This is a genomic window from Pantoea anthophila (assembly GCF_026104315.1).
Lineage (GTDB): Bacteria > Pseudomonadota > Gammaproteobacteria > Enterobacterales > Enterobacteriaceae > Pantoea > Pantoea anthophila.
This window is the reverse complement of the sequence record NZ_CP110473.1, coordinates 1,418,383-1,431,722: the sequence shown is the minus strand read 5'-3', so window position 1 is coordinate 1,431,722 and position 13,340 is coordinate 1,418,383. Positions and strand designations below refer to the sequence as shown.

Below are 13,340 nucleotides of genomic sequence, written 5' to 3'. Positions count from 1 at the left end.
GATTCTGAGCAGGATTCTTCTCACATCCTGCACCGCTCCCCCTTCGTGAACACCGCCCATCTACCCGGGAGAAGACCATGACCACCCATGAAAAGTTAATCGCCCTTCTCGACCAGCATCAGGCGCGCTATCGCCTGATGGAGCATGAGGCGACCGGTAAATGTGAAGCCGTCGCGGCAATACGCGGCACCGAAATCGGTCAGGGCGCGAAAGCGCTGGTCTGTCATGTCAAAGGCAACGGCGTTAAACAGCATGTGCTGGCCGTGTTACCCGCCGATCGGCAGGCCGATCTGAATAAGGTTGCCGACGCGGTGGGCGGACGACGCGCGTCACTGGCCAGTCCGGCAGAAACCGACCAACTGACCGGCTGCGTATTCGGGGCGATACCGCCGTTCAGCTTTCATCCCGACCTCCGACTGATTGTGGACCCCGCGCTGTTTGAACGTTATCCGGAGATCGCATTTAACGCCGGTCTGCTGGAGCGCTCAGTGATCCTGAACACCGAAGACTACCGGGCGCTGTGCAAGGCTGACGTGATAGAGATAACGCAATAATTGCCATCCCGGCAGCCCGGCGATACTCTGCATAATCACTCATCACGACAGAATAAGAGCAAAATCATGAACATTTTCACGCAACGCCTGCGTCAGACGCTGGCTCTCACCCTTCTGGCAGGCTGTGCATTTGGCGCGCAGGCAAAAATTGAACAGGTGCGTTTCGCGGTCGACCCGACCTATCCGCCATTTGAATCGAAAACGCCCCAGGGCAAGCTGGTCGGCTTTGACATTGATCTGGGCAACGCACTCTGCAAACAGATGCAGGCGAAATGCGTCTGGGTCGAAAGCCAGTTTGACGGCATGATCCCCGCGCTGAAAGCACGTAAGTTTGATGCCATCCTGTCAGACATGGGCATCACGGAAGAGCGCCTGAAGCAGATTGACTTCACCGTCCCGCTCTACGACACCCATACGCAACTGATTGCCCGTAAAGGCGCAGGCATACTGCCCACCGTTGAATCGCTGAAAGGGAAAACGGTCGGCGTGCAACAGGGAACGGTTCAGGAGCGCTATGCCCTGGCGAAATGGCAGCCTCATGGTGTGACCGTCGTCCCTTATGGCGATCAGGCACAGGTAGAAAGCGATCTGGTTTCAGGCCGGCTGGACGCGGTCTTTACCGATGCGGCACAGGCCGCTATCGGATTCCTCAAACAGCCACAGGGCAAAGAGTTTGAGCTGGCCGGTCCGATTATTCAGGATCCGATCATCGGCCCCGGCACGGCGATTGGCCTGCGCAAAGGTGATACTGAGCTGAAAACCGCGCTGGATAACGCCTTTGCCGACATCAAAAAGAACGGCACCTTTGATGAGATTCAGAAGCGCTACTTCGCCACGGATATCTCTATTCAGCAGTAGTGTCGCGGGCCCCATTTTCGTCCTCACCGCGATCCGGCACTATACTCTAACCTTTTCGGGACGGCGCGCTGTCGTCCTTTGCCGATTAAAGGACATTAACACGGTATGCATCAACAACATCATCCACTGTTAAGCGCCTCTTTAGGCACCCAGCGTGAAATCATCAGCTTTCACTTTGCTCAGGAGCATGAGCGTCAGGTCTATATCCAGGCGGCATTACACGGCGATGAACTGCCGGGGATGGCGGTGGCGTGGTTCCTGAAGCAGCGGCTGCAGGCGCTGGAATCCGCCGGGCAACTCAAAGCCGCCTTTACGCTGGTGCCGGTTGCCAATCCTCTGGCACTGGGCCAGCACTGGCACGGTACTCACCTCGGACGTTTTCATACCCTCTCCGGTCAGGATTTTAATCGCCGTTTCCCCTCACTGGGCACCACCCTGGCGGCCGGGCTGGCTGAGAGCCTGACCCAGAGTGAATCGCAGAACAGAAGCCTGATCCGCGAGGCGATCGATCGCCACTACCGCGATACCGTCCCTAAGACCGAACTCGATGCACAGCGCTACACGCTGATGCGAATGGCCAGCCAGGCCGATCTGATGATTGACCTGCACTGCGACTGGGAAGCCGTACCGCATCTCTACACCACCCCGCATGCGTGGCCGGATATTGAGCCGCTGGCACGCTGGCTGGGCAGTGAAGTGCAGTTGCTGGCGCAAATCTCCGGCGGCGAACCCTTTGATGAAGCCTGCTGCGAACCCTGGCTGACGCTGGCGGAGCGGTTTGGCAAAGCGTATCCGATGCCACGCGGGCTGCTGCCGGTGACGCTGGAGTTGAGAGGCGTTCGTGATGTCTCGCCTGAGCAGGCGGAAAAGGATGCGGATGCCATTATTTCAGCGTTGCAGGAGGGGGGCTATATCGGCTACAGCGAACCTTCGATTTCGGTGGAAGTGGCCGCACCCGTTATTGGCGGTGATGAGCTGGTCCCGGCGAGCGCAGGCGGAGATGATGTGGTGGCCATCAATGACGGCCCCATCGGTTTAACCGTACCCGATGCGGCTGAAGCGCCGGGAGAAGCAGGCGTGATCAAAGAACGCCATAGTGAGGGTTCCGCGGCCTCCTCCCCAGCCCTGAAAAACCCGCCGACACCTCTGGCTGGCTGTGAATATATTCACTCGCCGGTGTCAGGATTGATTCTGCATCGTAAACCGCTGGGCGCAGAGATTCGTCCGGGAGAAGTGGTGGCTGAGATTGTCGATCCACTGACGGACCACATCACCCCGCTGGTGGCGGAGCATGGCGGTATTCTGTATGCACGGCACTGGGTGAGGTTTGCCACGGCAGGTATGCTGGTGGTGAGGCTGGCGGGAGAGAAAGAGATTCGCAGCGGGGATTTGCTGGTGGGATAAAATAAAAATACAGAATTTGGTATAAGCATATCAATCAAACTTTTGGCTCATTGTTTGATTGTATGCTTATTTTCACCTGAGCTAAAGTAAATAAAAGCTTCAATTCTCAGAATATTATTTATTCAAAACCTTTCATGCTTACTAATTGAGTGACAATTCGAATTAAAGAAAAATGGCATATCTGACGATTGCAAATCTTGCAAGCTTATCACTGTTTAATAAAAAGCATTGTATGATTTAGGCTATACGTAAGAAAACAAAACACTCACGGATTTTTTAATACCAACAAAAAGCAGAAAATAAAAACCCGGTTAATGACGATAAACCAAAAGAGTAAAAGCACAATATATAGATCGTGCTTTACATCCTATTCAAAATATAACTTAAAATTCAGAGGTAATACTATTATGATTTTTTAAAAGCCCATATTTTTTTTAACTTTTTTTGGATTTGTGGCTCTACAAACTTAACCAAAAAGAACGAAATAGTAAAAACCAAAAAAATAGCAATAAATATCATAGAATAATAACCAACATGGTGTTTGAGAAAAGCATATTTCCACCACCACTTACGTTCAAAGATTGCATGAGACCAGAAACCCAAGTCTGCATGAATTAAGTACAGAGGATATGTCATTGCACCCAAGACTCTGACTGCTGGATAATAATTACCCAATGTAGAAATATTCGAACTTATCCATACAAGAGCAATTAAAAAAAAGCAGGTTAATAGTAACGAAGCATGATCAAAATGCACGTTAAAACCATCAATCCAAAGTTGATGCCTGACCATGTTATTATAAACCAGTACGCTTGCTAATAAAATAGTCAGTAAGTGTACAGGTCTAATCAAAGAAGACCTGATTTCAAATAGCACTATACCAATTATAAAATGCCCAGCATACTGGGTTATCAATAAACTGGAAAGAAGATGGTTTTCAAAGAAAAATTCGTTTGCGTAAGAAATGAAGATCCAAACAAAACAAATAAGAATTCTGTTTTTATTCCATATATTCAAAGTCATTAAAAGTGCAACGAGCAAATAAAATGTCACTTCGATTGTTATTGTCCAGTAAACTGCACTAAAATATTCCTTTCCGAATAACCCTGGAAAAAAAGATAGGCTATACAATAATGAAACTGCCCTTTCCTTAATATTAATCATGGGCAAGCTTATGCTAAACAAAAATATTATAACAGCGCAAATAATAAAAAGTGGTACAATCCTATTGAATCTGGCGATTAGGAACTGTTTGACGCTTCTGTTTTCTGAAGATAGAGTTATTACAAAGCCGCTAATAAGAAAGAAAAGGTCTACGCCATACTCTCCAAAAGAAAAAGCTTCCACCGTATAATCTATCGGTATGAACTTTTGTAACGGAGCAATGAATAAGTAATGGTAAAACATTACCATAAGGAAAGCGATAAATCTTAGTCCGTCTAAAGCTTCAATTCTGTGGTTAGAGTTTTTCATTTTTTCATATAAAAGCACCGTGTTATCAAAATATTAATTTATACTTAAGATTAAGTAAAGTAATTGCTAAAAAAAAACCCACTGCGGTACAGTGGGCTTTGATCTTAATAGCTTAAATTTACTAATCTAACCACTCAGTATGGAACACACCGTCTTTATCAATGCGCTTGTAAGTATGGGCACCGAAGTAGTCACGCTGCGCCTGAATCAGGTTAGCAGGCAGGACTTCTGAACGATAGCTATCGTAGTAAGCAATCGCTGCCGAGAAGGTCGGCGTCGGGATACCATTCTGGATGGCGTAAGAAACGACATCACGCAGCGCCTGCTGATACTGATCCGCGATATCTTTGAAGTAAGGCGCCAGCAGCAGGTTAGCAATACCCGCGTCTGCTTCATAAGCATCAGTGATCTTCTGCAGGAACTGGGCACGGATGATGCAGCCAGCACGGAAAATCTTCGCGATTTCTCCATAGTGCAGATCCCAGTTGTTCTCTTCTGATGCCGCACGCAGCTGTGAGAAGCCTTGCGCATAAGAGACGATTTTACCCAGGTAGAGAGCACGACGAACTTTCTCGATAAACTCAGCTTTGTCGCCGGTGAAGGCCTGCGCCTGTGGACCGCTCAGGACTTTAGACGCCGCGACACGCTGGGTTTTCAGCGAAGAAAGATAACGCGCGAAGACAGATTCGGTGATCAGGGACAGAGGTTCGCCGAGATCCAGCGAGCTCTGGCTGGTCCACTTACCGGTGCCTTTGTTCGCGGCTTCATCCAGAATCACATCAACCAGGTATTTACCGTCTTCATCTTTCTTGGTGAAGATATCTTTGGTGATGTCGATCAGGTAGCTGCTCAGCTCGCCGTTGTTCCAGTCGGTGAAGGTTTCAGCCAGCTCTTCATTGCTAAGACCCAGCGCACCTTTCAGCAGTGCGTAAGCTTCAGCAATCAGCTGCATGTCGCCATATTCGATACCGTTGTGAACCATCTTCACATAGTGACCCGCGCCATTAGGACCGATGTAAGCCACACAGGCTTCGCCATCTTCAGCGCGTGCTGCAATCTTATCCAGGATTGGCGCAACCAGCTCATACGCTTCTTTCTGGCCACCAGGCATTATAGATGGGCCTTTCAGTGCGCCCTCTTCCCCGCCGGAAACACCGGTACCGATGAAGTTGAAGCCTTGGTCAGACAGCTCTTTGTTACGACGGATAGTATCTTTGTAGAAGGTGTTACCACCATCAATCAGAATGTCGCCTTTATCCAGGTGTGGAGTCAAAGAGGCGATAGTCTTATCGGTCGCTTCACCCGCCTGAACCATCAGCAGGATACGACGAGGTTTTTCCAGCGATTCGACAAACTCTTCAACGGTGTAAAAAGGAGCAAGTTTCTTGCCCGGGTTCTCAGCGATGACTTCATCAGTCTTTTCGCGTGAACGGTTGAAGATTGAAACAGTGTAACCGCGGCTCTCAATGTTAAGAGCCAGGTTGCGGCCCATCACTGCCATACCTACAACGCCGATCTGTTGCTTGGACATTACTTACTCCTGTCTAATGAAATCACTAATATCTTTCTAACATCTCGTGTAATAAAACTCAACGAACACTGCACAAATAAGCACAAATTACCAGGTACACATAAATACTAGCGTCGCTTGACTTTTCTCTTATATAGCACAGCCAAATCTATTAGAATTGCGAGAACCTGGCGATTAATCAGAGAAACATCCTTTTTCCTCCTGACTCCATCGCTCCACTGATTAGCAACGATGAAATCAATAAGCTCACGCCTCTTATCTCTGTCAAAAATAGAATTTAAGATATCCGTAAGCGTTGGGGTTTTATTTTTTGCAACATACCCCCCTAATCCAAAAGTTTCATTATGATTTAGTTGAGTGAAAGCATCATTTAAAGATTCGTTACCCCCAGTTATTAAATCCCCCCAGATTTTCAGGGCAATTGGGCGCAATTCATTACTTGTCAATAAATGGAAAGAAGGATCATCCTTCCACTTATCGATAGAAAACAAAATCCCCTTCTGAAATTCTTTAGTGAACAATTCCCAGGCTTTATTTTCACCTTCATCTATTTTCCTTATTGCTTGCACTACATTCTCGGAATCAATGTAGCCAATAACACTTCCGGATGGTGAATTGGTTATCATTTCGATAGGGGCTACAGAATCAAGATAATGAGGCAACTCTGCAGAATTGTTCAGATCAGGACCATACGCATATTTTATAGAGTTTGAAGGCTGAGAATTTAAAAACTTAGCCAGCCCTAAATAAACACCATGAAAACTAACATTTGGCAGGCAAAGAGCAATATTATCCTGTATAGTACCTCTCCAGCCGACATCAACAACACACACATTCTCGATATTATTGTCAAGACCTTTGTTATGCAGATAGGATAATAAAAGTTTTCTTTTAAGATTTCTGTGGCATAAAATAATGCTCTTAAAATTCTCATCCTCAAACAGAGACTGTACTCTTACATCCTGCCATGGATAACGAACAACCTCGTCCGCTTGAATATCATATTTAATTAATAATTCCTTTAAGCCAGCATCTTCTATATTTAAGGTTTTGAAGAAAGCCGTCATAGATTGCGAGGAATAAAGGTTCCATATCCTCATCATTTCATTAGTTGTAACTTCTGAAATCGATGCTGAGAAAGTAGCCAATCGACTTACTTCCAAAATATCATATTCAGGAAAATAAACATCAGGATAGTCTATTTTCAACTTTGACATTACCAAATGAAAAGCCTGAATAAAAAATTCACCTTCTCGAGTAAAGAAGTAAATTTTTTTACAACTGGTCTCTAAGGCTTTCTCCAGAATAAAGAAGACATAACCCAGGATAAAAGGTGACACCTTGATGCCAAAATTATAAACAGGGTTATTGATTTCACTATTTGGGGCTGAATTTTTAATTGATTGAAGGAGCCTTTCATAAATTTTGTTTCTATCATGAAAACCGCTTTCATGTTCAATTCTTGTTTTATGTGCAACTTCAGGTAAGTAATGAAGGCACTTAATGCCCCTTTTCTCGGGCTGGGTTACATCAGACCATTCGTTGTCGCCGATATGAAGCCACTCACCAGAACTGAGCTCAAACTCTTTTTTTACGTAGTCGAATAATCTACCCGACCTTTTATTAAGCTTGATATCCGCTGATGAAATTCCGTCAGAAACATGCATAGCGAGATTATTTTTAAATATTAATTGCTGTAATCTCTCTTTAGACATGTAAAAGTCCGAAAGGAAAATAGTGCGATCCGATGGATGCTCATTCAAAAGCGACACAATATTTTCATCTGGAGTCGTTAAAGACATCTCCAAATCAAATTCATATTTGCAAATTTCATCACTATATTGCTTTAACTCAACATCAGTTAAATCGGATAAGAAATACTTACACCAACTAAAAATCACATCTTCAAACAAGTATTCATCATCAAAACCAACCGCACTATTTGATTGACCTATTTCCCTTTCAATCTCTATTCTTTTTCTAAAAAGCTCATTGATATCTGAAACACCATGTAAAGTGATGTGTTTATAATAAAAATATTTTGCCGTTGCAAGTTTTATTAAATCAGGGTGACACTTTCTTCTTAAAAGAGTATCCCAGACGTCAACAGTTTTTAATTTTAATTTCATTATCTGGTTTACCTTTTAATAATCCGATAGATTTTTCTAAGATGAGCTTGCACACCGACTGGAAGCAACATGGCTAATTTTTTAAGCTTTGAGGGTTTTACAATATGTAATGCAGCTAGTGTAGCCTGACGCGTTATCGCAGCTTCCACTAAATCACCTTTATACATTTTTTCAATATGATCTGAATTTAAACTTCCTCCAGATAAAATATTTTCAAGCGCACTACTGAATTGCTCTGTTTCAACAGAAAGATTTCGTGAGCTCATAAATTCGATACCGGATTCAGACATGATTTTGCAGCGAGCAGGATCTTCTAATAATAGGATTAATGCTGCAGCTAAACTTTCAGGTGTTTGTTTAGCAAGTAATACTGAAGAATCAGGCAAGTCATATAAATTATTATCACGCCACATTTCAACGACTGGCAAGCCGGATGCCATCATCTCAAATGGAATACGTGAAGGATTAGAAGAACTCAGGCATAAACCTACTGTACATCTGTTATATAAATCGTTGCACTCATCCAGGCCAATTAATCCTACATTTTCATGCTCAAACCACACATTATCTTTCGCATCAGAACCATAGAGGTAAATTTTTACATCTGGAATTCTATGCTTAACAATACCAAGTGCTTCTAACCCAATTCTGGAACAGCGTCGAGGCTTATCAGGTTGATAAATAAAACAAATAGCTTTTTCTTTTTGTGATGAACTATTTTTTTTGTATATATTTAAATTAGCACCGAATTCGAAATGATAGCTATCTACATTGAACTTTTCTTTTAATGTATGCCTCAACCAACGGCCGATAGTGATGGGTGTAAGTCCATATTGGTATGAATTTTCTGCCATTAAATAAGCATCGCCCATAGGATTGAACCATGCTTCATAGTCCTGAACTAAATAAACCTTTTTACACTCAAAAGGTAGTGACGCGACAAAAGCAGACGAATACCAGACAGTAGCAATAGCCACATCCGAAAAAGTAGCATTTTTCCAGCCATAAAAAACATGCGTGAAATGCATATTAAAGAGAGATGATATTTTTTCAGCTGCGTTGCCTATACCATGTTCATCTTCGAGATATATGATGCACTTATGCCCTTTACTTTCAAGATAAGCTGCATGCTGAAGAATAGTGCGGTGTCCGCCTGAACCTTTTATTAAGCTTGGGATAAACCATGAGATGGTAGACATAATAAATATATGACCTAATAAATAGATAGATTTTGATAAGTAATTGTTACTGTTCTTACATGATTAAATCATTTTTTTCAGCTCGGAAATTGTATTGTCTCTCTCAATAATCATCTGTTCCATTTCCTGCATCGCATTCCATCTTTCGTCAATTATCTCTTTTTGAGAAGAAATTATTAGTTCCAGTTCATTTAGAGCATCCATTCGTTCCTCTAACATTTTCCCCTGCGCATTTATCGCCTCATCCCTTTCACTAATCATAGCACTCATATTCTGAATGGCATCCATACGATCCTTAAGTAAAGCAGACCAGGTTTGACTATTCAGCATTGGAATAAGATGATCATTTTTCCCTAAGTGGTTTTTTAGATTTGCAATTTTTATTATCCAATCCAGAATGTCATGATAGATAAACAAGGTAAAAACAAGAGGTTTTTCTTTATTACCTAATAACTCTTTGTAAGAAACATTAAGTATTTCAATTCCTTTCTCGAGCGCTTCTGATAAATATCTAAAACTAGCGCTGGCATCCCCTGAAGTATACAAAATTAACGCGACATTATAATATGCCTGAAGCAACTTAGTGCCTATAGTTGGGCTGAAATTATGAAAGTCATAACACAATGCCTGCTGATAAAATCCTAACGCTTCACTGGTTTTATTTTGGAGTTTTAATAACTCCGCTGCTAATACGGAAAGAGAGATAAGCCATCTTACCTGATGTGCAGACTTCTTTTTTATAATATTTACAGCTCTGATAAATGCATTAATATTTTCCAAAGCAAAAGACTCATCGGATTTCTCAGTCATTGCCTGGTAACCAATGATAGCAGCTGCTGCTGCGTAATCTGGACTTTTATTATCAAACAACTTTACGATTCTGTTAGCATACCTTTTTAATGCTAATTTGTTTCTATTTCTGGTAGGAAACTCAACCATAGCCTTAACAAGCCACGGGTTAATATAATCCCTTTCAAACATAAGTAAGTGTTTAGGCGGATAACTATAACTATATGATTTCTCGATATATTTAAATCGTTCATAATCGATCAGAGGGCTTTTCATAACAACATAGTACCCATCAAGGCCTGATGTAATTATTTCACAGCCACAATTATTTGTATTTACAGCCTCACGAGAATATACAACTTCAATTTCAAAAAAATCATCTTCTTTGAAACCATCAAAACTATCGGCTTTAAAGATTATTCTGCCACCTGGACTTAAGTTCTCAGCGAAAATCTTTAATGAGTCGAGACTATATATTTTATTTTTTTGATCAAGTAATAGAATACAATCATAGTAAAATTTCTTTTTTTGACCGTCTCTATTATAAATTTCATCAAGTATTTTAGTACTCTTGAAAAAGGATTGACAATCCTTGAATGCCTTGACTCCTTTAACTGAAGAAAATCGGCTTATTAAGTCTGCCAGAAATCTACTTTCCTCGTGAATAATACAAACATTTTCGTTTGGTCTGACATATTTTGTTAGCTCTTCTAATCCTTTTTCGATAGAGATCAAACCGGCAATGTCTGAGTGTTTATCTACTTTAACTAAAGGAAAATATCTGAACTCATCTATTTTTTCATTTAAGTGAGCAGACAAAATTTGGTCATAGCCAAAACCGGAAATATTTAGAAGATTACAAAGCCTTTCAATTTCGTGCGTCTCATCTTGCCTGCATTCGCTTATAATTAACAAATTTTTTAAATTTTTTTGCTTAATTATTAGCTTAAGAATATCCTCACTGATTATGGTCTCATCTATAGCATCGTCACAGTGTATTATCATATAGTCATAAAAATCATCTAACAAAACTGGAGCGCTGGTTAGCGATTCAATATGTGCGACACGATAACTCATAGATAAAAAATAATTCGTGAATTCACTTTTGCAATTAATTAATATATAGCTACCAACACCATAAACTTTATCAATGAATTCAGCGCTTAACATTTCATCACCACTTCGCAATCATCTTTAGATCAGTAAGACCGCCAAAAAAGTAAATATCTCTTAGCACATGAACGTGAAAAAACGCAGCATCATCACGCCAGTGCAGTATGCGTTGTGAAAAATAGTCAGGAGTTTCTTCATATGATACAGATGCCTGTATTTCATATAAATTACTACCTAAGGTGCAGTCAAATTCAAGATCTACAAAGCCTTTATCACCTTTTATAAATTTTTTATTCCAGAACAGTCCTTCTTTAACACCAGAGCTTATTTTATGCATATCCTGATTTAAAGTTCCCCAAGAATAAATTTTCACGCCTTCTTTATTTCTGATGCGTACACCCACATTTAACTTATCGGTTGGCTGGTGTACAGAAAAATGCACCCTTATAGTTATTTTTTCACCAGGATTAAATACATTACTTAATTCTTTATTGGAATTAAATAGCTCGACACCATCAATGGTAGCTTCGCCCTCACCAAAAGATAATTTATCTGAACGGAGCGTTTCTGATTTTTTATCACTCTCACTCAAAACAACCGATTCTTCCTGAATCCCATTTTCATTTACAATTTTAGGCGCTTCTTCTGATTTCGCTCTTTCAGAAATGTCACTCGCAAGATTTGAATAAAACTTATTTTCTTCATCATGAAGCAACCTTCTATATTCCAGCAGGACTTCTGATGACAAACCTGTCATTAATTGCTTGCCGCGATCTAGCAAAACAGACTTGTTTGTTAAAGTTCTAACGGACTCCTGATCATGAGAAACAAAAAGTAAGGTTACTCCGTTACTGGTTAGTTTTTCAATTTGCCGGAAACAACGTTTTTGGAATAGAGCATCACCGACTGCTAAAGCCTCATCCACAATAAGAATGTCAGGTTCTAATTGTACCTGCACTGCAAATGCCAGCCTTACCATCATCCCGCTTGAATAGGTTTTTACGGGTTGTTCCAGGTGCGAACCGATATCAGCAAAACCAGCTATGGCATCAAACTTATTATCAATATCGGTTTTTGAAAGTCCAAGAACCGCACCATTAAGATAAATATTTTCTCTGCCAGTAAACTCAGGATTAAAACCAGATCCTAATTCTAGTAGGGCAGCAATTCGCCCTTGTGTTGAAATACTTCCTGAGGTAGGCGTTAAGGTGCCAGTTATAATTTGTAATAAAGTGCTTTTACCTGAACCATTGCGACCGATTATTCCGGCTGACTCTCCCTTCTTAATCTCAAAATTAATATCTTTAAGAGCCCAGAATTCATTATAAAAACGTTTACTTTCTCGCCCTATAAGGCTATCAACTTTCGGGAAAACAAACTGCTTAAGACGATCCCTTGGATTATCGTAAATTTGATAACATTTACTGACATTATCGACAACAATAGCATTTTCGTTAGAGGACATCAGCAAACCCTTTTCTTACTTTTTGAAAAAACGTGTATCCCACAACACAAATGATTCCACCAATGATTAAATTAATCATTAACATCCACCAATTAGGGGCAACACCCCAGAAAACAACTTTGCGTGCTTCCTCAATCATAAATGCCAGTGGGTTTAGCATTATTATTTTTTGGAATGCTTGTGGCAGTGCTGAAATAGGATAAAACACGGGTGACATAAACATAAGGACACTTATAATAATGCCGATAGTCTGAGCAATATCTCTTACAAAAACACCCAAAGCTGACAAAATCCAGCTTAAGCCCAAAATAGCTAACATTAACGGTAAAACAATTATAGGCAAAAGAAGTATCGTTAGATGTACATGCTGCTTAAATACTATTATTGCTAACAGAAGCACAAAAAAGCTTATTAAAGCATGAAACATAGCAGCAAAAAAATTTATGAATATTAAGATCTCAAGTGGGAAAACGACTTTTTTGACATAGTTTACGTTTGAAGTTATTAACCCAGGAGCCCTTCCGATACATTCTGAAAACAGATTAAAAATTATTAGTCCTATGAATAGAACGATTGCAAAATCAGTTTTTCCAGCATTAGGATCGCTCCCCCATCTCGTCTTAAACACCACTGAAAAAACAAAAGTATATACAATGAGCATCATTAAAGGATTAAAGAGTGACCAGGCAAGCCCAAAAAATGATCCCTTGTACCTACCCATCACTTCTCTTTTAGACATTTGCCATATGAGCCCTCTGTTATGTTGAAAGCTTTTAAGCATATTTTTAATAGCAGATAACATTTTCGTTCCTGTTAATCGTTAAG

Annotated in this window: 10 protein-coding genes; 3 read left to right on the top strand and 7 right to left on the bottom strand. The window is 41.3% G+C overall.

Annotation, left to right across the window (positions count from 1 at the left end; all coding sequences use genetic code 11):
• Nucleotides 1-77: 77 nt before the first annotated feature.
• The 3 genes from OJ965_RS09140 to OJ965_RS09130 all read left to right on the top strand — a co-directional run bounded on the left by OJ965_RS09140 (nucleotide 78) and on the right by OJ965_RS09130 (nucleotide 2,816).
• Entirely contained in the window at nucleotides 78-554 is a 477-nt protein-coding gene (locus OJ965_RS09140) for a YbaK/prolyl-tRNA synthetase associated domain-containing protein (protein ID WP_058956675.1), read from the top strand.
• A gap of 66 nt (nucleotides 555-620) precedes the next feature.
• Nucleotides 621-1,412 carry an ABC transporter substrate-binding protein gene (locus OJ965_RS09135; protein ID WP_154927647.1) on the top strand — a complete coding sequence of 264 codons (792 nt, stop codon included), beginning with the start codon at nucleotides 621-623 and terminating at the stop codon, nucleotides 1,410-1,412.
• A 105-nt stretch (nucleotides 1,413-1,517) separates the two neighbouring features.
• Nucleotides 1,518-2,816 carry a succinylglutamate desuccinylase/aspartoacylase family protein gene (locus OJ965_RS09130; RefSeq protein WP_265138920.1) on the top strand — a complete coding sequence of 433 codons (1,299 nt, stop codon included), beginning with the start codon at nucleotides 1,518-1,520 and terminating at the stop codon, nucleotides 2,814-2,816.
• Nucleotides 2,817-3,221: 405 nt separating this feature from the next.
• Here OJ965_RS09130 and OJ965_RS09125 read toward each other — a convergent pair whose 3' ends face one another.
• The 7 genes from OJ965_RS09125 to OJ965_RS09095 form a co-directional block, all read right to left on the bottom strand.
• Nucleotides 3,222-4,289: an acyltransferase family protein gene (locus tag OJ965_RS09125; RefSeq protein WP_154927645.1), complete on the bottom strand. Its 1,068-nt coding sequence runs from the start codon at nucleotides 4,287-4,289 to the stop codon at nucleotides 3,222-3,224.
• A gap of 121 nt (nucleotides 4,290-4,410) precedes the next feature.
• Nucleotides 4,411-5,820 (bottom strand): NADP-dependent phosphogluconate dehydrogenase, encoded by a 1,410-nt coding sequence (gndA, locus tag OJ965_RS09120; protein ID WP_009089298.1) that lies wholly within the window; start codon nucleotides 5,818-5,820, stop codon nucleotides 4,411-4,413.
• 107 nt (nucleotides 5,821-5,927) lie between these two features.
• Nucleotides 5,928-7,949 carry a hypothetical protein gene (locus tag OJ965_RS09115; protein WP_265138917.1) on the bottom strand — a complete coding sequence of 674 codons (2,022 nt, stop codon included), beginning with the start codon at nucleotides 7,947-7,949 and terminating at the stop codon, nucleotides 5,928-5,930.
• A gap of 8 nt (nucleotides 7,950-7,957) precedes the next feature.
• Nucleotides 7,958-9,148 (bottom strand): rhamnosyltransferase WsaF family glycosyltransferase, encoded by a 1,191-nt coding sequence (locus tag OJ965_RS09110; RefSeq protein WP_265138915.1) that lies wholly within the window; start codon nucleotides 9,146-9,148, stop codon nucleotides 7,958-7,960.
• 63 nt (nucleotides 9,149-9,211) lie between these two features.
• A complete protein-coding gene (locus OJ965_RS09105; protein ID WP_265138913.1) occupies nucleotides 9,212-11,107 on the bottom strand; it encodes a hypothetical protein in 1,896 nt (631 codons plus the stop codon).
• Between the two features lie 4 nt (nucleotides 11,108-11,111).
• Complete coding sequence (locus tag OJ965_RS09100) at nucleotides 11,112-12,515, bottom strand: ABC transporter ATP-binding protein (protein WP_265138911.1); 1,404 nt, start codon at nucleotides 12,513-12,515, stop codon at nucleotides 11,112-11,114.
• Nucleotides 12,505-13,317, bottom strand: coding sequence for an ABC transporter permease (locus tag OJ965_RS09095; RefSeq protein ID WP_154927640.1), 813 nt, complete (start codon nucleotides 13,315-13,317; stop codon nucleotides 12,505-12,507). The genes OJ965_RS09100 and OJ965_RS09095 overlap by 11 nt, the downstream gene beginning before the upstream one ends.
• Nucleotides 13,318-13,340: the final 23 nt, after the last annotated feature.

What these genes read in the sequence shown, in the direction of transcription:
- OJ965_RS09095 (WP_154927640.1), bottom strand. Translation starts at nt 13,317, where the DNA reads ATGTTATCTGCTATTAAAAATATGCTTAAAAGCTTTCAACATAACAGA.
- OJ965_RS09105 (WP_265138913.1), bottom strand. Translation starts at nt 11,107, where the DNA reads ATGTTAAGCGCTGAATTCATTGATAAAGTTTATGGTGTTGGTAGCTAT.
- OJ965_RS09125 (WP_154927645.1), bottom strand. Translation starts at nt 4,289, where the DNA reads ATGAAAAACTCTAACCACAGAATTGAAGCTTTAGACGGACTAAGATTT.
- OJ965_RS09130 (WP_265138920.1), top strand. Translation starts at nt 1,518, where the DNA reads ATGCATCAACAACATCATCCACTGTTAAGCGCCTCTTTAGGCACCCAG.
- OJ965_RS09135 (WP_154927647.1), top strand. Translation starts at nt 621, where the DNA reads ATGAACATTTTCACGCAACGCCTGCGTCAGACGCTGGCTCTCACCCTT.
- OJ965_RS09100 (WP_265138911.1), bottom strand. Translation starts at nt 12,515, where the DNA reads ATGTCCTCTAACGAAAATGCTATTGTTGTCGATAATGTCAGTAAATGT.
- gndA (WP_009089298.1), bottom strand. Translation starts at nt 5,820, where the DNA reads ATGTCCAAGCAACAGATCGGCGTTGTAGGTATGGCAGTGATGGGCCGC.
- OJ965_RS09140 (WP_058956675.1), top strand. Translation starts at nt 78, where the DNA reads ATGACCACCCATGAAAAGTTAATCGCCCTTCTCGACCAGCATCAGGCG.
- OJ965_RS09110 (WP_265138915.1), bottom strand. Translation starts at nt 9,148, where the DNA reads ATGTCTACCATCTCATGGTTTATCCCAAGCTTAATAAAAGGTTCAGGC.
- OJ965_RS09115 (WP_265138917.1), bottom strand. Translation starts at nt 7,949, where the DNA reads ATGAAATTAAAATTAAAAACTGTTGACGTCTGGGATACTCTTTTAAGA.